At 51.0% G+C, this 17,083-nt stretch carries 17 protein-coding genes; 6 read left to right on the forward strand and 11 right to left on the reverse strand.

Going from position 1 to position 17,083, the window contains the following annotated elements:
• Positions 1 to 131: 131 nt before the first annotated feature.
• Genes ACTHRY_RS05000 through ACTHRY_RS05010 form a run of 3 tightly spaced genes read right to left on the reverse strand, consistent with a single transcriptional unit; the run spans position 132 to position 3,124 of the window.
• Positions 132 to 1,019, reverse strand: a complete 888-nt coding sequence (locus ACTHRY_RS05000) for an ABC transporter permease subunit (RefSeq protein ID WP_003679574.1) — start codon at positions 1,017 to 1,019, stop codon at positions 132 to 134.
• Positions 1,019 to 1,984 (reverse strand): ABC transporter permease subunit, encoded by a 966-nt coding sequence (locus ACTHRY_RS05005; RefSeq protein WP_003746146.1) that lies wholly within the window; start codon positions 1,982 to 1,984, stop codon positions 1,019 to 1,021. The genes ACTHRY_RS05000 and ACTHRY_RS05005 overlap by 1 nt, the downstream gene beginning before the upstream one ends.
• 15 nt (positions 1,985 to 1,999) lie before the next feature.
• Complete coding sequence (locus ACTHRY_RS05010) at positions 2,000 to 3,124, reverse strand: ABC transporter ATP-binding protein (protein ID WP_003746147.1); 1,125 nt, start codon at positions 3,122 to 3,124, stop codon at positions 2,000 to 2,002.
• Positions 3,125 to 3,600: 476 nt separating this feature from the next.
• Here ACTHRY_RS05010 and radC point away from each other — a divergent pair, with 476 nt between their 5' ends.
• On the forward strand, positions 3,601 to 4,275 hold the full coding sequence (radC, locus tag ACTHRY_RS05015; RefSeq protein WP_003746150.1) for a RadC family protein: 675 nt from the start codon (positions 3,601 to 3,603) through the stop codon (positions 4,273 to 4,275).
• Between the two features lie 59 nt (positions 4,276 to 4,334).
• Here radC and ACTHRY_RS05020 read toward each other — a convergent pair whose 3' ends face one another.
• From ACTHRY_RS05020 to ACTHRY_RS05035, 4 genes are all read right to left on the reverse strand, one after another.
• Entirely contained in the window at positions 4,335 to 4,607 is a 273-nt protein-coding gene (locus ACTHRY_RS05020; RefSeq protein WP_049359811.1) for an NF038104 family lipoprotein, read from the reverse strand.
• On the reverse strand, positions 4,595 to 4,927 hold the full coding sequence (locus tag ACTHRY_RS05025) for a hypothetical protein (protein ID WP_004520787.1): 333 nt from the start codon (positions 4,925 to 4,927) through the stop codon (positions 4,595 to 4,597). The genes ACTHRY_RS05020 and ACTHRY_RS05025 overlap by 13 nt, the downstream gene beginning before the upstream one ends.
• A 150-nt stretch (positions 4,928 to 5,077) precedes the next feature.
• Entirely contained in the window at positions 5,078 to 5,776 is a 699-nt protein-coding gene (gene aqpZ / locus ACTHRY_RS05030) for an aquaporin Z (protein ID WP_049359809.1), read from the reverse strand.
• Between the two features lie 347 nt (positions 5,777 to 6,123).
• The gene (locus tag ACTHRY_RS05035) at positions 6,124 to 9,177 is read right to left on the reverse strand and encodes a DNA translocase FtsK (protein ID WP_049359808.1); all 3,054 of its coding nucleotides are present in this window, start codon (positions 9,175 to 9,177) and stop codon (positions 6,124 to 6,126) included.
• A gap of 164 nt (positions 9,178 to 9,341) precedes the next feature.
• Here ACTHRY_RS05035 and ACTHRY_RS05040 point away from each other — a divergent pair, with 164 nt between their 5' ends.
• Together ACTHRY_RS05040 and ACTHRY_RS05045 are read left to right on the forward strand one after the other, a co-directional pair.
• Complete coding sequence (locus ACTHRY_RS05040) at positions 9,342 to 10,019, forward strand: energy-coupling factor ABC transporter permease (protein ID WP_049323478.1); 678 nt, start codon at positions 9,342 to 9,344, stop codon at positions 10,017 to 10,019.
• A gap of 81 nt (positions 10,020 to 10,100) precedes the next feature.
• Positions 10,101 to 10,460, forward strand: a complete 360-nt coding sequence (locus ACTHRY_RS05045) for a CrcB family protein (RefSeq protein ID WP_003679592.1) — start codon at positions 10,101 to 10,103, stop codon at positions 10,458 to 10,460.
• Between the two features lie 49 nt (positions 10,461 to 10,509).
• On the opposite strand, the gene ACTHRY_RS05050 is transcribed toward ACTHRY_RS05045, so the two are convergent.
• The 4 genes from ACTHRY_RS05050 to ppx all read right to left on the reverse strand — a co-directional run bounded on the left by ACTHRY_RS05050 (position 10,510) and on the right by ppx (position 14,105).
• On the reverse strand, positions 10,510 to 11,136 hold the full coding sequence (locus ACTHRY_RS05050; protein ID WP_049323453.1) for an NAD(P)H-hydrate epimerase: 627 nt from the start codon (positions 11,134 to 11,136) through the stop codon (positions 10,510 to 10,512).
• A gap of 22 nt (positions 11,137 to 11,158) precedes the next feature.
• Positions 11,159 to 12,073, reverse strand: coding sequence for a tRNA pseudouridine(55) synthase TruB (gene truB / locus ACTHRY_RS05055; RefSeq protein WP_440374082.1), 915 nt, complete (start codon positions 12,071 to 12,073; stop codon positions 11,159 to 11,161).
• 64 nt (positions 12,074 to 12,137) lie between these two features.
• Positions 12,138 to 12,509: a 30S ribosome-binding factor RbfA gene (rbfA, locus tag ACTHRY_RS05060; protein ID WP_049323451.1), complete on the reverse strand. Its 372-nt coding sequence runs from the start codon at positions 12,507 to 12,509 to the stop codon at positions 12,138 to 12,140.
• Between the two features lie 87 nt (positions 12,510 to 12,596).
• Positions 12,597 to 14,105 carry an exopolyphosphatase gene (gene ppx / locus ACTHRY_RS05065; RefSeq protein WP_049323450.1) on the reverse strand — a complete coding sequence of 503 codons (1,509 nt, stop codon included), beginning with the start codon at positions 14,103 to 14,105 and terminating at the stop codon, positions 12,597 to 12,599.
• Between the two features lie 172 nt (positions 14,106 to 14,277).
• Between ppx and ACTHRY_RS05070 the strand changes: the two genes are divergently transcribed.
• The 3 genes from ACTHRY_RS05070 to ACTHRY_RS05080 all read left to right on the forward strand — a co-directional run bounded on the left by ACTHRY_RS05070 (position 14,278) and on the right by ACTHRY_RS05080 (position 17,014).
• Complete coding sequence (locus tag ACTHRY_RS05070; protein WP_049323449.1) at positions 14,278 to 14,901, forward strand: lytic transglycosylase domain-containing protein; 624 nt, start codon at positions 14,278 to 14,280, stop codon at positions 14,899 to 14,901.
• Positions 14,902 to 15,102: 201 nt separating this feature from the next.
• Positions 15,103 to 16,485, forward strand: coding sequence for an MFS transporter (locus tag ACTHRY_RS05075; protein WP_049323448.1), 1,383 nt, complete (start codon positions 15,103 to 15,105; stop codon positions 16,483 to 16,485).
• Between the two features lies 1 nt (position 16,486).
• Entirely contained in the window at positions 16,487 to 17,014 is a 528-nt protein-coding gene (locus tag ACTHRY_RS05080) for a single-stranded DNA-binding protein (RefSeq protein WP_049323447.1), read from the forward strand.
• Positions 17,015 to 17,083: the final 69 nt, after the last annotated feature.

Raw genomic sequence — 17,083 nt, forward strand, 5'->3', positions numbered from 1 at the left:
GTTTTCACTTTATTGAAAACAGGTTTTCAGACGGCCAGGAATATGAGCTTAAGTTTAGGCCGTCTGAAAGGATAAAATGCGGTTAATAAAACAGGCTGTTCCGACACTTTATCGGACAGCCTGTCTGCATATTAGGCGGCTTTCTCGGCTGCCAATTTTTCTTGGCGGTAGGCTTCGGCAGCCTCGCGTTCCCGTTTGGTTGCCTGACGCATCATCCAGTAGTTGACGACAATCACCAGCGTACCGATGATACCGATCAGGATGGTTGCCAAAACGTTCATCTGAGGGTCAAGGCCGAGTTTAATTTTGGAGAAAATCACTTGCGGCAATGTCGATGAACCCGGGCCCGATAGGAAGGAGGTAATGACCAAGTCGTCCAAAGACAGGGTAATGCCCAAGAGGAAGCCGGACGCAATCGCAGGGGCAATCAGCGGCAGGGTAATCACGAAGAAAATCTTCAGAGGACGGGCACCCAAGTCCATAGCGGCTTCTTCCAAGGATTGATCCAATTCCACCAGGCGCGAGCGGATGACGACGGTAATGTACGCCATGCAAAGCGTGGTGTGGCCGAGGAAGATGGTGAAGAAACCGCGATCGAAGTAGAGCGATTGCAGCAATTCGCTGCCTTGCAGGAACATTTGCACCTGAATAATCAGCAGCAGCATGGACAAACCGGTAATCACATCAGGCATCACCATAGGCGCGGAAATCATACCGGCAAACAGGGTGCTGCCGCGGAAGCGTTTAATCCGCGCCATAGCGTAACCAGCCAATGTGCCGAGTGCCACGGCGGCAAGCGAGGAAACGATGGCGATACGCAATGACAGCCAGGCCGCTTCCAAGATGGTGTCGTTTTCCATTAATGCGCCGTACCATTTGGTTGAGAAACCGCCCCAAACGGTAACCAGTTTGGATTCATTGAAAGAATAGATGACCAAAACCACCAGCGGAATATAGAGGAATGCCAGCGAGAGCAGGAGCATCAGTTTCAAGAACCAGGATAATTTGGTTTTCTGCATTATTTGCCTCCTTCTTCCAATTCGCGGTTTTCATAGTGCTGGAACAGGGCAATCGGTACAACCAGCAGGGCAACCATGACGACGGCGACGGCAGAAGCCAGCGGCCAGTTGTTTTGGTCGAAGAATGCCTGCCACAATACTTTACCGATCATCAGGTTTTCAGAACCGCCCACCAATTCAGGAATCACAAATTCACCGACGGCCGGAACGAAGACCAACATAGAGCCTGCGATGATGCCGGTTTTGGACAAAGGCAGGGTAATGGTAAAGAACGATTTGATCGGACCTGCGCCCAAGTCGGAAGCGGCTTCGAGCAGACGGTTGTCCAGTTTTACCAATTGTGTGTACAGCGGCAAAATCATAAACGGCAGATAGGCGTAAACCATCACCAAATTCAGAGAAAAAGCATTGTAGAACAAGTCTAAAGGCTCGCTGATGATTCCGTATTTGATTAAGAAATTGTTGATGATGCCGTTGTGTCCCAATAAGCCCATCCATGCGTAAACACGCAACAGGAAAGAGGTCCAGAAAGGCAGCATGATTGCCAACAGCAGGCCGTTGCGCGCAGCCGGATTGGCGCGTGAAATGGCATAAGCGGTGGGATAACCAATCAACAGGCAGATGATGGTCGTCGTCAGCGCAGTCTTAATCGAAGACCAGTAGGTCATCAGATAGATATTGCTGTTTTCACTGTCGCCAAACGGATTGAGCGTATTCCAAAAGTTTTGGAAAATGTCGGCGTAGTTTTGATAGCTGATGGCAATGTTCAGACGGCCTAAGTCTTCATCAATCGTTGTCAGCGGCGTAAATGGCGGAATGGCAATTTCTTGTTCGGCAAAGCTGATTTTCAATACGATGGCGAACGGAATCAGAAACAGAATCAAAAGCCAAATATACGGCACGGCAATCACTGCACGCTGGCCGGGGCGGCGGAACAGTTTGTTTTTCAGTTTTTTAAGGTTCATTGCATTTCCCTCAAATTAACTGAACAGAGGTGTCGGTTGGTTTTCAGGCCAGCTGATGTAGACAGTCTCGTCCCAGGTCGGCGGCGTAATGTTGCGCACATACCAATAAGGTGCGGGAACTTGGCTCTTAACGACACGGCCGTTGGCAAGTTTGATGTGGTAAATCGCGAAGCTGCCCAAGTAGGCAATTTCTTTGACTGTGCCTTGGGCCCAGTTGTGCGCGCCCAGGTGTTCCGGTTTTTCTTTATGCAAATCAATATCTTCAGGACGGATGCTGATCCAAATTTCATGGTCGTTCGGAACGCCCAGGCCGTGGTCGATGCGGACGTGGTTTTCCAAGCCGTCACATTTGACGATAGAGAAATCGGCGCGGTCGTCAATAACAACGCCGTCAAAAATATTGGTTTCGCCGATAAATTCGGCGGTAAAGCGGCTGTTAGGATAGTCGTACACGTCGCTAGGCGTACCGACTTGGCGCAATTGGCCGTCGGACATAATGGCGATACGGGTCGCCATCGTCATCGCTTCTTCTTGGTCGTGGGTAACCATGATACAGGTTACGCCGACTTGTTCCAGCGTGTTGACCAATTCCAGTTGGGTTTGTTGGCGCAGTTTTTTATCGAGTGCGCCCAAAGGTTCGTCAAGCAGCAGGATTTTCGGACGTTTTGCCAGGCTGCGCGCCAAAGCGATACGTTGTTGCTGGCCGCCGGAAAGTTGATGCGGCTTGCGTTTGGCGTATTTGGTCATTTGCACCAGGCGCAACATTTCTTCGACGCGGGCGTCGATTTCGCCTTTAGGCATTTTGTCTTGTTTCAGGCCGAAAGCGATGTTTTGTTCAACGCTCATGTGCGGGAACAGGGCATAGCTTTGGAACATCATGTTGATTGGGCGCTCATACGGGGCAAGCTTGGTAATGTCTTGACCGTCGAGAATGATTTTGCCCTGATTGGGGCTTTCCATGCCTGCCAACATACGCAGCAGTGTGGATTTGCCACTGCCTGAGCTGCCCAAAAGGGCGAAGATTTCGTGTTGATAGATGTCCAAGTCGATGTTATCGACAGCGTAATTGTCACCAAACTTTTTCACCAAGCCTTGGATTTGCAAATAAGGTTTGGCTGAAGACGCAGTGGTTGCGGTCATAATGGCAATACTCCAAAAAGAAAGACGAGTACCGGCAAAACGGATTTTCGAATGGGTGATAAAAAGCTGTTTGATTGCTGGCGGGAGTCGGACGGAGGCCGTCTGAAACTCTTGTAAAGCGCACGGGCAGCGTGGATAGAAAGCAGTTTAAGCCTCAGCTTTTGCTCTCGGCAAACTCAATATTATATTAGCCTAAGCCTCATAGGGGCAATATGAAAATGCTTGTAGCGGCTGATTTGAAGTAAATAGGAAAGGAAAGGCAGGCAGGGGAACAGGATAGCGAAAATGGGTAACGTTGTTTTTCTGCACAAAAGGATTTAATTTATATTCAAATGTCTTAAAAAATAATTAGAGATAGAATAAAATACGCAAATTGCATTAATTTTAATAAAATCGTGCGGATTGCGTTTTATGCGGGCAAGATGGTTTTGTCCTAAATAAAAACCAAATCCGCTATATGAATAAAAAGGGAAAACATGAGCATTAAAGAATGGCCCGAGGGGGAGCGGCCGCGTGAGAAGCTGTTGGAGCGCGGCGCGGCGGCGTTGAGTGATGCGGAGTTGCTGGCGATTTTATTGCGTGTCGGAACACGCGGCATGAGCGCGGTCGATTTGGCGCGTTATTTGTTGAGCGAGTTCGGCAGCTTGGGAAAGCTGATGAGTGCGGATGCCAAAACACTTTCTGCTTGCAAGGGCATGGGTTTGGCGAGCTATACTCAGTTTGCCGTGGTCAAAGAAATCGGGCGGCGGATTTTGGGTGAGGATTTGCAGGAGCAGATGGTTTTGTCAAACCCGAAATCGGTTGCGGATTATCTGCGCCTGCATCTGGGGCATGAAAAAATCGAAGTCAGCGTTGCGTTGCTGCTCAACCGTCAAAATCAATTGATTGCGGTACGGGAATTGTCGCGTGGTACGGTGGCGGAAAACACGGTTTATATTCGTGAAATCGTCAAATTGGCATTGGATGAATATGCCGACAGTTTGATTTTGGCACACAATCATCCGGGCGGCTCGGCAAGGCCGTCTGAATCTGATGTGCAGTTTACAGAGCGTTTGAAACAGGCTTTAAGTTTGGTGGATATTACGCTCTTAGACCATTTTATCGTAACGGCAAAAGAAACCTGCTCTTTGCGTGAACAGGGCTATATGTAAGGATGAATGCTCAGACGGCCTCAGTAGGATGGGTTACCTTACCAAGGCCGTCTGAAGGATTATTGCGTTACTTCATCGGAGGACTCTTCCTTATAGATGATTTCTTCCGATTTTGGCTTTTCTTTGCTCTTTTCTTTTTCTTTGTCCTTGTCTTTTTTGCCGTCAGGAATGGCGGCATCAATCACTGTTCCCGTTCCTTTGACAACCAATTTCCCGGCAGTCAGGACGGTCGTGGCAGCCAAATCGACAGCCGCGCCTACAACGCAGCTGTTAAGCGTCAGGCAAAGGGCAAGTGCCGGAAGCAGGCGTTTTGCACATCTCAATGGCTGCATCCGCAGTGCCCTTCGTGATGATGGCCGCATCCGAGTGCTTCTTGCCAAGCATCATCGTCGCCGTCAAATTCTTCGACTTCGTCAAATTCACCGTTTTCTACCATGCTTACCAGCTCTTCCAAGCTTTCTGCGCCTTCTACCCAAAAGCAGGGAATATCGGGCGGTGTGTCGGGGGCAAGCAGGGCGGCTTGTTGGTCGTGCCAAGCAATCCAATAGCCGTTTTGCGTTTGTACGAATACGGCATCGGGATGGATGGTTTCGTTTTCAGTATTGACCAGCATTCTGGCAGCGATATCGGTTTGAAAAGGTAAGGTTTGCATGATGGTTTGAGAATGTGGGAAAAGGAAATATTGTAACACGGCAAAAACAAACGCACCGTCTGAGTCAGGCGGTGCGTTTGTATCTCGGCAACTTGGGTGCGGACGGTTTAGTAGGGTATCGGCCGCACCGGAAATATCATTCCGTTTAGATTATTTGTCGTCGTTGTTTGCCAAAACAAAGCGGTAAATAGCCGCGCCAACTGCTGCGCCGGCAATAGGGGCCAACCAGAACAACCACAGTTGTTCAACAGCCCAGCCGCCTTGGAACAAGGCAACGCCGGTAGAGCGTGCAGGGTTGACGGAAGTATTGGTCACAGGAATGCTGATCAAGTGAATCAGGGTCAGACCCAGGCCGATGGCGATAGGAGCGAAGCCGGCCGGAGCCAGTTTGTCGGTAGAACCCATGATGATGATCAGGAAGAATGCGGTCAGTACGAATTCGATCAGCAACGCGGCCATCATGTCGTAACCGTTAGGAGAGTGCTCGCCGAAACCATTGCTGGCAAAGCCGGAAGCAACAGCATCAAAACCGGTTTTACCGGAAGCAATCAGATACAGAACGCCTGCAGCGGCAATCGCACCGATGACTTGGGATACGATGTAAGGCAACAGGTCTTTACCGTTGAAACGGCCGCCGATGAAGAGGCCGACGGAAACGGCAGGGTTGAAGTGGCCGCCGGAAATATGGCCGACGGCGTAAGCCATGGTCAGTACGGTCAAGCCGAACGCCAAGGCGACACCGGCAAAGCCAATGCCGAGTTCAGGGTAGGCTGCTGCCAATACTGCGCTACCGCAGCCGCCGAATACCAGCCAGAAAGTGCCGAAAAATTCTGCAAAATATTTTTTCATTTGTTTTTCCTCGTAAAGGTTGGAGTGTTGCCGAGGGCATGAATCATAATAATATTGTTTCTAATCGAAAAACGGATTTACCTGTTTTTTCCGGTCTTGACAAAAGGCCGTCTGAAAATAGTGATGAACGGGTAGAGATATGCATTTTGCAGGTAGAGTTTGGTTGATTGAACCTTGTTTATTTGTGAAGCAAATACCGTCAATGTAAAAGCATTTAGATTTGTAAGAAATGTTGTTTATAGATTACTTATTTGCTTGTTTATTTGATTGGAATCTCTGAACTATATCTGATTTAAAAAGGCCGTCTGAAAAGTTTTCAGACGGCCTTGATTTTATACAAGGATAAATTAATCCAGATGGTCGCTGCTTTGTGCCAAGATGGTGCGGTTGCCGTTGTTTTCCGCCGGGGAAACAATACCGTCGGCTTCCATTTGGTCAATCAGGCGGGCGGCGCGGTTGTAGCCGATGCGCAGTTGGCGTTGGATATTGGAAATGCTGGCTTTACGCGATTTCAAGACAACGGAAACGGCTTCGTCATACATGGGGTCGAGGTCGCTGTCGTTGCTGCGGCTGGTACCGGTAAAGTCTTCGGTGGAACCGTTGCTCAAAATATCGTCGATATAATCGGGTGCGCCGAATTGTTTCAGGTATTCTACTACGCGGTGTACTTCGTTGTCGGAAGCGAACGCGCCGTGTACACGTTGCGGATAGCCGGTACCGGGTGGCAGGAACAGCATATCGCCTTGGCCGAGCAGGTTTTCCGCGCCCATTTGGTCAAGAATCGTGCGGCTGTCGATTTTGCTGGATACTTGGAAGGCAATGCGTGTCGGAATATTGGCTTTAATCAGGCCGGTGATGACATCCACGCTGGGGCGTTGGGTGGCAAGAATCAAATGGATACCGGCTGCGCGGGCTTTTTGGGCAAGGCGGGCAATCAGCTCTTCAATTTTCTTACCGGCGGTCATCATCAGGTCGGCAAATTCATCTACGACGACCACGATAAACGGCAGTTTTTCCAATGGCTCAGGATCTTCAGGCGTGAGGCTGAACGGGCTGCCGATTTTTTCACCACGCGCGGCGGCTTCGGCAATTTTTTGGTTGAAACCGGCAAGGTTGCGCACGCCCATAAAGCTCATCAGGCGGTAGCGTTTTTCCATTTCGTTGACGCACCAGTTCAGTGCGTTTGCAGCCAATTTCATATCGGTTACGACAGGGGCGAGCAGGTGCGGAATGCCTTCGTAAATGCTCAGTTCCAGCATTTTCGGGTCAATCATAATCATGCGCACGTCTTCCGGCGTTGCTTTGAAGAGCATAGACAGAATCATGGCGTTCACGCCTACGGATTTACCCGAACCGGTCGTACCGGCAACCAGCAGATGCGGCGCTTTGGCCAAGTCAGTGACGACAGGCTGGCCGGTAATGTCTTGGCCGAGCGCGAGGGTGAGTTTGGATTTGGACTCGGTAAACGCAGGCGAATTGAAGATTTCGCTCAGGCGGATCATTTGGCGTTTCGGATTAGGCAATTCCAAGCCCATGCAGGTTTTGCCGGGGATAGTTTCCACCACACGGATGGAAGCCACGCCAAGCGAGCGCGCCAAGTCTTTTTCAAGGTTCAAAACGGCACTGCCGCGCACGCCGACATCAGGCTCAATCTCATAACGCGTAATGACCGGGCCGGAATAGGAGTCCATCACTTTGACTTTAACTTTGAACTCGGCCAGTTTTTCTTCGATGGTGATGCTGTTTTCCAGTAATTGTTCTTCAGTTTGCGAGGCGCTCGGGTCAAACTGAGGCGGCAGGAGCAGGGCAGTGGTCGGTAGAAGCGCATCGGTCAGTGTTGCCGAAGTTGGAATCGCTACGCTTGGTGTATCTTCTTGAACGCTGGGTTCTACGCTTCGAACAGGCGTTTCAACGATTGTCTGTGTATATTCAGACGGCCTTGCGATTGTTTCAGCAGGTTCAACGGGTTCAATCGTTTCAACCGCTTGAATCGCTTCTGTTTCCGCTTGTACCGGCGCTTCCGGCTCACCATCGAATTCTGTTTCTTCTTCCGCAGATTCGCTGATTAAATAATCGCGGATACTGCGTTCAGGTTGGTTGCTGACATGCGCATTGACTTGTGCATCAAAAATCGGCACTTGGATTTTATGTTCAAAAGCAGGCGGCTCGGGGATATCAATCGGCGCAATCGAGGTTTGGAAAACGGGCGGCTCGGGGATATCGGTTTTCGCCATCGGGACGACCGGTACGGCAGGCGGCTCGACTACGGTTGCGTTTGGCGCGGCAGGTCGGGAGATATAAGGGGATTTTTTAACAGGCGCAGCCGGTTTCGGACGGGACGGCGTTGCCGGTGCGGCAGGTTGCGGTGCAACAGCTTCCGTGGCAGCTTGTTTACGCGCCCATCTTTCGGCGGCAGCTTCGGTATGGCGAACTTGACGGCGCAGGCTGGCAGGACGGCTGATTTGTCCCAAGTTGGCCAGAATTTCGTCATTTTCGATGGTGCGCGGAGAGTAGTCGCGCAAAGGGGCGACGGCCGCGGCCAGTTTGTGGCGTGCGGCGGTACGGCGGGCAAGGTTGACGTGAATATCTTCCGCTTGGATTTCAGAAGGGAATGCCTGCATGGAAGTATAGGGGAGGATGGCTTCTTTTTCGGCAGTTCTTAAGGCCGTCTGAACGGTTTCGATATGCGGCGCATGGGCTTCTGCCACGCGGACATTATTGGCGCGCGCCAAGGCACGCTCGCGTGTGCGGCGCAAAATAGGGTCGTTGTAGTCGATGATTTCCATGCCGGTCATCGGCAGGGATGAAGCGCGCAACAATGGGGTTTCAACTTCGTCTTTGTAAATCGGCGCATTTTTTTCGGCCAAATGCTCGTTCCATTCCTCAACCGCCGCTTCGTGCAGGGAGCGGGTGGCTTCTTCTAATGTGATTTCTTCAAAATTGCTATTTTGCACCAAAGACGGGCTGTATTCGGGTGTTTCCATTTGTGCAAACGGCGTAATTTTAGGAATACGTTCCGGTTTGGCAGATTTGCGGGTTTTAGGCACAACTTTGATTTCTTCTTCGGTCGCTGCGATGTGTTCCAGCTCTTCGGCAACGGGCTCTGCTGCGTGCTCTTTGTCTGTTTCGGCGCGTTGCATTTTATTGTGTTCGAGCGCGGAAAGCAGGCGGATACGGGCGATTTTATGGTTGTCGGCAGTGTGCTTGTTCATGCTGAACAAACGTTTCAGGCTGTCCAGTTGGTCGGAAAAACCGACCGGGCTGTCTTCTTCGTTGATTTCTTCTTCATCGCCACTGAGTCGGGCTAATTCTTGGCGCCACTTTTGCTCTTGTTTCTGGCGCCACCAGAACAAGCCGGCTATGACAGCCAGCAGAATTAAAGCCAATATTGTCCAAAGCATGCGTCCATCCCCTTAATTAAACGGCAAAGTCCGTTATTCTAACGCTTTTTTCGGGTAAACAAAACCAGCCGAAACAAGCTTTAACGGCAAAGGCAGACAGGATTGTCAAAGCTGTGGCTTGAGACGCGTATAATAGGCCGTCTGAACATTTTGCGGATGAGATGATGATTTTTCAAAACGGATGGTTTCCCGTTGGTATCGTGATGGCGGCATGGCCTGTGTTGCTGGTGATTTTTGCTTTGTGCGCAAAGCAGGCATGGGTGTCGGTATCGCAGCATCGTTCCGCATTTTTGTTGGCTGCCGTGATGTTGCCGCTGGCTTGGAGTTTGAATGCCTCTCCGGAAAGCGGACAACTGGCCGGTATGAGCTATCATTTGCTTGCTTTAAACCTGACGGCTTTAATGCTGGGCACTTCTGCTGCTTTCTGCATCGGCGTTTTGCTGTTTTTTCCATATTTGTGGCTTTGGGGCGATTGGCATATGTTCCCCATCAATGCCTTGTCCGTATTGCTTCCGCCTTTGTTGGTGAACTTGGGCTTCCGCCATTGGGTGTCGCGTTTGCCTGCCAATATCTTTATCTTTATTTTTCTGAATGGTTTTTGGGCCGCGGCGGTCGGCATGGTGTTTACCGGCGTGGTTTTGGTCGGTTTGTTGGACTGGGCGGATGTGTTTGATACGGCTGTATTGTGGAAAACCGCTTTTCCTGTTTTCTTCTTAATTGCTTGGGCGGAGGCATTTTTGAGCGGTATTTCAACAGCCATTTTTATCGCGCTCAAGCCGCAATGGATTTGTACTTTCGATGACGACAGGTATTTGAAATCCGCGCCTAAGATTTGGCAATAAGATATGAAGGCATCCTTGCTTGGTTTTCAGACGGCCTAATAACCGGATGGCCTGTTTTTTGAATTGAATGTTTAACTTGTTATGTTTGCTTATATTTTTCCCATTGTTTGCGGTGCCGCTGTCGGGGCTGTATTGCGTTGGCTGTTTGGCTTGGTGCTGGTGTCTTCTGCGCCTTTTTCTATCGGTACATTGGCTGCAAACTGGCTGGGCGCGCTGCTGATTGGTGTATTGGCGGAACTCTTAACCGATCCGCAATGGCGTTTGCTTTGGATTACCGGCTTTCTCGGCAGCTTGACCACATTTTCAGGTTTTTCAGTGGAGATGGTGGGTTTGATGCAGGCGCAACGTTGGGGCATGGCTTTGATGGCAACCTGTCTGCATGTTTTCGGTTCGTTTGGTTTGACGGCGCTGGGGATTAAATTGGCGCAGATTTGGAAGTAAGCAAAAATAACAGGGTGCAAAATTGCACCCTGTTATTTTTTATAGGTATTTAATCAATGCCAATAGGTAAACAGACGGTTTCTTGACAATAGGTTTGGCCGGACTCGCTTAAATGCGCCGGTTTATAGGCGGCAAAGGTGTAGGTCAGGTCTGCACGGAATGTATCTGGATCAGCTTCGGCGGTGTCGCAGTTGAGGCCAGTGGGAATATCAAGGGCGACTTTCAGGCCGTCTGAATGATTGAGTTGGCGGCAGAGGGCGGCGATTTCGGTTGGAAGCGCGCCGCTGAAGCCTGTGCCGAATATGCCTTCGATAATGATGTCGTAACCTTTTTTCAGACGGCCTGCCAGTTCTTGTGCGGATATCAATTCAATATGGGGCAAACCGTTGAGGCGTTCGCGATTGGTTTGAGCCAAAGGGGAGAGGTTTTTCCCAAGTGAAAACAGAATATCGATGTGCCAACCTTGCGCCTGCATATATCTTGCCATGACTAGGCCGTCGCCGCCGTTGTTGCCTTTGCCGCAAACAATCAGGGCGCATCCGGCTTGAGGATGACGCTGCATGAGGTCTCGGGCGGCAGAACTGCCGGCGTTTTCCATCAGTTGGTCGAAGCTTGTGCCTTTATCGACGGCTGCTTGTTCGCGTTCGCGCATTTGGGCGGCGGTATAGACCTTCATGATCGGCTCTCTTTGCAGGAAGTTATTTGTCGGCGGTATTCATCAGGCGTAAGGCTTTCAGACGGCCTATTTCTTTTTGATATTCCACCAGTCCGATAAATGTGCCATCTCGGCTGTACACGCGGATGGGCTGCTCGGCGGAAATGTCTTCGGTGAACTGGGGACGTTGGCCGTGTTTGAGCATAGTAACGGCGTAGTCGTTCAACTCAAGTTTGGGGAAATGTTGTACCAAAACATCGCAAGGCAACAATAGGGCATCGCGTTCGGCTTCGTCCAATTCTGCCAAGGCTTCGAGCGTGTAGCTTTGGGCAATGGTAAAGCCAGCGGTTTCAGTACGGCGCAGGGCGGTCAGGTGGGCGAATGTGCCGATGTGTTTGGCGATGTCTTCGCTGAGGGTGCGAATGTAAGTGCCCTTGCTACAACGTACGTCTATCACGGCTTGGGGTGCATCAAACTCAGTGATATCAATGGAGTAAATGGTGATGTCGCGCGCTTTGCGTTCGATAACGATGCCTTTTCGTGCGTATTCGTACAGCGGTTTGCCTTCATGCTTGAGGGCGGAAAACATAGGTGGAACTTGGCGGATATCGCCCGTTAAGGCTTGGCAGGCCGTCTGAAATTCGGACAATGAAATATCGGCGCGTGCGGTGGCGATGATTTCGCCTTCGGCATCGCCCGTGCTGCTGGCTTCGCCCAGTTTCAGCGTGGCGGTATAGGCTTTGTCGGCATCAATCTGGTATTGGGCAAACTTGGTCGCTTCGCCGAAACAAACGGGCAAAAGCCCTGTGGCCAAAGGATCGAGTACGCCGGTATGCCCGGCTTTTTCAGCACGGAACAAACGCCGCGCTTTTTGCAGGGCGGTGTTGCTGGAAAGGCCTTCGGGTTTGTCGAGGAGAAGAACGCCGTTGACCGGGCGTTTGGTGGGTTTGGTTGTCATATCGGGTATGGGGTAATGTTCAGGCCGTCTGAAAGCATTCAGACGGCCTGTGTGTTTTAATCAATTAGTCTTCAACCGGTTTTTCCGCCGCCACTTGGTCGATCAGGCTGGAAATGCTCATGCCGCGTTCGAGTGATTCGTCGTATTTGAAGTGCAGCTCAGGCGTTTTGAAGAGTTTGATGCGTTTGGCCAATTCGCTGCGCAAATGGCCTTTGGCGTGTTCCAAAGCTTCTTCGGTGATGTCGCGTGTGCTGTCGTCGAGGACGGTGTAGAACACGGTCGCGTGGCTGTAATCGCGGGTAACTTCGACTTCGTTGATGGTGATGAAGCCTGCGCGCGGATCTTTCAGGCCGGTGCGGACGAGTTCGGCCAGTTCGCGCATGATTTGTTCTTTGGCACGGTCTTGGCGGGCGTAGCCGCGTTGGGGTTTTCTCATGGTTTTCCTTGATGTATGGCAGGCTGTCGTTTTCAGACGGCCTGCGGCTTGGATTTTGAACAGCTGCCTATTATAACGGAGCGCGGTTTATTGTGCTTGAACCGAGAAAGGCATATCGATTTTTTGCCATTGCGCGCTTTCGTAGTCCAGCGCATCGGCGATGAGGGGGTGTTGCTCCAGCCATTGGGCGTTGATGCGCAAGATAAAGCTGTGGTTACTTTCATCGATGCGAAGCTGGGTTTGCGGCGGTAAATCGAGCGGCAGGCGCGAGCGGCAGAAGAGGGCGGCCAGACGTAGGGACAATACGGCACACCACATGATTTCGTTGTCGCCGATAATGTCCGCCATTTTCTTGAGGTCGCCGCGATGGCCGATAACCAGTTGCGCCAAAATGGTTTGCTCTTTGCGTGAGAAGCCCGGCATATCGGCGTTTTCGAGAATATAGGCGGAGTGTTTGTGATAGCCGGTATGGGCGATATCCAAACCGATTTCATGCAGACGGCCTGCACGGCTGAGGTATTGGTTCCACAGGGCAAGCTCTTGAACGGTTACGTTTTTGACGTGGCACAGACTGTTCATGAAGGCTTGCGCGGTATCGGCAACACGTTTGGCTTGGTTGAGGCTGACGTGGTAGCGTTTTTGGAACTCTGCCGTTGTCTGCTCGCGCATATCGACATTGAGGCTGCGGCCGATTAAGTCGTAGAACACGCCGTCGCGGAGGGCGGCTTCGGTAACGGTCATTTTGGTCAGCGAGAGTTCGTCGAAAGCGGCCATCATCACGGCCAACCCGCCCGCAAAAACTTCGACGCGTTCGGGTTTGAGGTTTTCAAATTTGGCTTTTTTTACCGAACCAGCTTCGATAATCCTATCGGCAAGATAACGCATGCCTTGGGCGGTAATGTCGGCTTCCTGCGGCAATTCGGCCGCCAAAACGTCGCGTATGGATTTTGCCGAACCGGACGTGCCGATGGCGAAATCCCAACCGGTGCGCTTCATCAGTTTGCTGATGCGCTGGATTTCGATACGCGCGGCGGAAACGGCGGCTTGGAAATCTTTGGCGGTTACTTTGTTTTGGAAGAAGCGCATGCTGTACGTTACGCAGCCCAAAGGCAGGCTTTCTGTGGTCAGCGGTTGCAAATCCGAGCCGATGACAAATTCGGTTGAACCGCCGCCAATGTCGATAACCAGCATTTTGTCGCCTTTGGGCGGCAGGGTATGTACTACGCCGGTGTAAATCAGACGCGCTTCTTCACGGCCGGCAATGACTTCGATGGGGAAACCCAGTGCCGCTTCGGCACGGGGCAGGAATTGGGCGATGTTTTTGGCGACGCGGAAAGTGTTGGTGGCCACCACGCGCACGTTTTCAGGTTGAAATCCGCGCAGGCGTTCGCCAAATTTTGCCAAACATTCCAAGGCTTGTTCTTGAGAGGCTTCGCTCAGGTTTTTTTGTTCGTCCAAGCCGGCGGCAAAGCGTACCATTTGTTTGAAGGAGTCGATAACTTTCAGCTGGCCGTTGTTGTTTTCACAAATTTGCAGGCGGAAACTGTTGGAACCCAAATCGACGGAGGCTAAAACGTTGGCGGGAGTGGTGGTCATAAAAAATACCGCTTGATTAGAAAAACCTAAATGTTACTTGAGGCGGTATCACTTGACAATAAAAGGAATACAGCTCTTTGATTCTGCTCATAGATGTATTTTATAATGCTGATTTTAAGCAAATATATCAAAGGCCGTCTGAACTTTTCAGACGGCCTAAAAAGAGAAACACATGAAATCGGAAAACCAAGATTCCTTATTTTTATCGCGCCGCCGCCTGTTGCAAGTCGGCGGAGCCATGCTTTTGACGCCTGCAGCCGCTTGGGCGGGGGCGCAACGTGAAGAAACGCTGGCCGATGATGTGGCGTCCGTGATGCGCAGTTCGATCAATAGCGCCAGTCCTGCGCGGCTGGTGTTTACCGATGCAAGGGAAGGGGAGCGTTGGTTGGCGGCGATGTCTTCCCGATTGGCACGCTTTATTCCCGATGAGGGCGAGCGCCGCCGCCTGTTGGTCAATATTCAATATGAAAGCAGTCGTGCCGGACTCAATACTCAAGTGATTTTGGGCTTGATTGAAGTGGAAAGTGCGTTTCGCCAATATGCGATTAGCGGCGTGGGTGCGCGCGGTTTGATGCAGGTGATGCCGTTTTGGAAAAACTATATCGGCAACCCGTCGCACAACCTTTTCGATATCCGCACTAATCTGCGCTATGGCTGCACCATTCTGCGCCATTACAACAATATCGAAAAAGGCAATATTGTCCGCGCTTTGGCAAGGTTTAACGGCAGCTTGGGCAGTAACAAATATCCGAATGCCGTGTTAGGCGCGTGGCGAAATAGATGGCAGTGGGGTTGATTCGGGATAAATGGGATAGGGCAGATGTCGCGTGACGTTGTTTTTTGTTGTAACCGTTTTATACCGATGAAGCAGGTTTGCGATAAACGGCTTGCGATTTGACCCCATGCAATTCCTTTGAATCCTGTATAATCAGAGAATCTGTTAATTCACACTTTCAGACGGCCTTTTGCAAACTTAAGGCCGTCTGAAACATTATTTATGGCAAGAGATAACCGCATTCAAATGTTTCCGCACGAGTGGCGTGCCAGTACCACACTTTCCGGCGTTTACGCACTGCGTATGTTGGGGATGTTTTTGGTGTTGCCTGTTTTGGCAATGTATGCCGCTTCGTTGCCCGGCGCAGAAAACAATAAAGCGCTGGTCGGTATGGCGATGGGTATTTACGGGCTGACACAAGCTTTGCTGCAACTGCCTTTGGGAATGGCTTCCGACAAGTTCGGCCGTAAAAAAGTGATTTATGCCGGCTTGATTGTGTTTGCGGCAGGTAGTTTTTGGGCTGCAGTTGCCGACAGCCTGCAGATGTTGGTTGCCGCGCGTGCCATTCAAGGCGCGGGTGCAGTCAGTGCGGCGGTAACGGCTTTGCTGGCGGATTTGACCCGTAACGAAGTGCGGACGCGTGCGATGGCGATGATCGGCCTGAGTATCGGCTTGACCTTCTCCGTCAGCCTAGTGCTGGCGCCGATGATTGCCAGCTTTATTGGTGTATCCGGCCTGTTTGCGCTGACCGGTATTCTGACTGTAATCAGTATCGGCGTGGTTGCCTGGATGACGCCTGATCCGGAAGTGTCAAAAATGCACGAAGACACGCAGGCGCAGCCTTCACGTATGGGCGAGGTATTGAAAAACCGCCAACTGCTCAATCTCGACTTCGGTATTTTTGCCTTGCATGCGGCGCAAATGGCATTATTTACCGCATTGCCGTTTGCCATGACGCAGTTGGGTTTGGAAAAAATCCATCACTGGCAAGTCTATCTGCCGTCAACCATTACCGGCCTGATTATTATGGTGCCGCTGATTATCGTCGGCGAAACGCGCAACAAACTCAAGCAAGTGTTTATCCTCGGTATCGTTTGCATCACGGCGGCGCAAATCGGCTTGCTGTTTGGCATGCACTCGATATGGTTGATTACCGCCTATTTGATTGTTTATTTTATTGGTTTCAATGTATTGGAAGCCAGCCTGCCGTCTATGGTATCGAAAATCGCCCCGTCCGATTTGAAAGGAACGGCGATGGGCGTGTATAACACATTACAGTCAGTCGGCTTGTTTGTCGGCGGCGCGACCGGCGGCTTATTGTTCCAAAAATATGGGTTTTCAGGCGTTTTTACCTTTTGTAGCGTATTGATGTTGCTGTGGCTGGTATTGGCACTCATCTTACCGGCACCGAAACCCGTCAAAAACCTCAGCTATCCGCTTAACGCCGAATGGCAACAAAATCCGGATTTGCTCTACCAAAAACTGACCGAAATTGAAGGCGTCGAAAGCATCAGCTTCAGCGCAGACAAACAAACTATTTATATCAAGGCCTTGCAAAAAGGATTTGACCAAGAGGCCGCCGAAAAAATCATCACAGGAGTGTAAAATGTCATTGAATAAAGTTATCCTCATCGGCCGTCTCGGCCGCGACCCGGAAGTCCGCTATATGCCCAACGGCGAGGCCGTCTGTAACTTCAGCGTTGCCACCAGCGAAACTTGGAATGACCGCAACGGCCAACGCGTAGAACGTACCGAATGGCACAACATCACCATGTACCGCAAACTCGCCGAAATCGCCGGCCAATACCTGCGTAAAGGCAGCCAAGTGTATTTGGAAGGCCGCATCCAAAGCCGTAAATACCAAGGCAAAGACGGTATCGAACGCACCGCTTACGACATCATCGCCAATGAGATGAAAATGCTCGGCAGCCGCAACGACAACAGCGGCGGCGCACCATACGATGACGGCTACAACCAAGGCGGTCATTCAAGCCAAAGCAGTTACCAACAAGCGCCTCAACAGCAATACCAATCTGCCCCGGCGCAAGAACCCCCGGCAGCCCCGGCCCGTCGTCCTGCACCGGCACAACCGACCGCTCCGGTTGAAGATATCGACGACGATATTCCCTTTTAATCATTGAGCAATACAAAAGGCCGTCTGAAAATATACTTTCAGACGGCCTTTAAAATGATTTAAAAGAAA

The sequence above is a fragment of the Neisseria sp. P0004.S004 genome, from assembly GCF_051963335.1.
GTDB lineage: Bacteria > Pseudomonadota > Gammaproteobacteria > Burkholderiales > Neisseriaceae > Neisseria.

What these genes read in the sequence shown, in the direction of transcription:
- ACTHRY_RS05080 (WP_049323447.1), top strand. Translation starts at nt 16,487, where the DNA reads ATGTCATTGAATAAAGTTATCCTCATCGGCCGTCTCGGCCGCGACCCG.
- aqpZ (WP_049359809.1), bottom strand. Translation starts at nt 5,776, where the DNA reads ATGAAAAAATATTTTGCAGAATTTTTCGGCACTTTCTGGCTGGTATTC.
- ACTHRY_RS05075 (WP_049323448.1), top strand. Translation starts at nt 15,103, where the DNA reads ATGGCAAGAGATAACCGCATTCAAATGTTTCCGCACGAGTGGCGTGCC.
- ACTHRY_RS05035 (WP_049359808.1), bottom strand. Translation starts at nt 9,177, where the DNA reads ATGCTTTGGACAATATTGGCTTTAATTCTGCTGGCTGTCATAGCCGGC.
- ACTHRY_RS05070 (WP_049323449.1), top strand. Translation starts at nt 14,278, where the DNA reads ATGAAATCGGAAAACCAAGATTCCTTATTTTTATCGCGCCGCCGCCTG.
- radC (WP_003746150.1), top strand. Translation starts at nt 3,601, where the DNA reads ATGAGCATTAAAGAATGGCCCGAGGGGGAGCGGCCGCGTGAGAAGCTG.
- rbfA (WP_049323451.1), bottom strand. Translation starts at nt 12,509, where the DNA reads ATGAGAAAACCCCAACGCGGCTACGCCCGCCAAGACCGTGCCAAAGAA.
- ACTHRY_RS05025 (WP_004520787.1), bottom strand. Translation starts at nt 4,927, where the DNA reads ATGCAAACCTTACCTTTTCAAACCGATATCGCTGCCAGAATGCTGGTC.
- ACTHRY_RS05000 (WP_003679574.1), bottom strand. Translation starts at nt 1,019, where the DNA reads ATGCAGAAAACCAAATTATCCTGGTTCTTGAAACTGATGCTCCTGCTC.
- truB (WP_440374082.1), bottom strand. Translation starts at nt 12,073, where the DNA reads ATGACAACCAAACCCACCAAACGCCCGGTCAACGGCGTTCTTCTCCTC.
- ACTHRY_RS05020 (WP_049359811.1), bottom strand. Translation starts at nt 4,607, where the DNA reads ATGCAGCCATTGAGATGTGCAAAACGCCTGCTTCCGGCACTTGCCCTT.
- ACTHRY_RS05010 (WP_003746147.1), bottom strand. Translation starts at nt 3,124, where the DNA reads ATGACCGCAACCACTGCGTCTTCAGCCAAACCTTATTTGCAAATCCAA.
- ppx (WP_049323450.1), bottom strand. Translation starts at nt 14,105, where the DNA reads ATGACCACCACTCCCGCCAACGTTTTAGCCTCCGTCGATTTGGGTTCC.
- ACTHRY_RS05050 (WP_049323453.1), bottom strand. Translation starts at nt 11,136, where the DNA reads ATGAAGGTCTATACCGCCGCCCAAATGCGCGAACGCGAACAAGCAGCC.
- ACTHRY_RS05040 (WP_049323478.1), top strand. Translation starts at nt 9,342, where the DNA reads ATGATTTTTCAAAACGGATGGTTTCCCGTTGGTATCGTGATGGCGGCA.
- ACTHRY_RS05045 (WP_003679592.1), top strand. Translation starts at nt 10,101, where the DNA reads ATGTTTGCTTATATTTTTCCCATTGTTTGCGGTGCCGCTGTCGGGGCT.
- ACTHRY_RS05005 (WP_003746146.1), bottom strand. Translation starts at nt 1,984, where the DNA reads ATGAACCTTAAAAAACTGAAAAACAAACTGTTCCGCCGCCCCGGCCAG.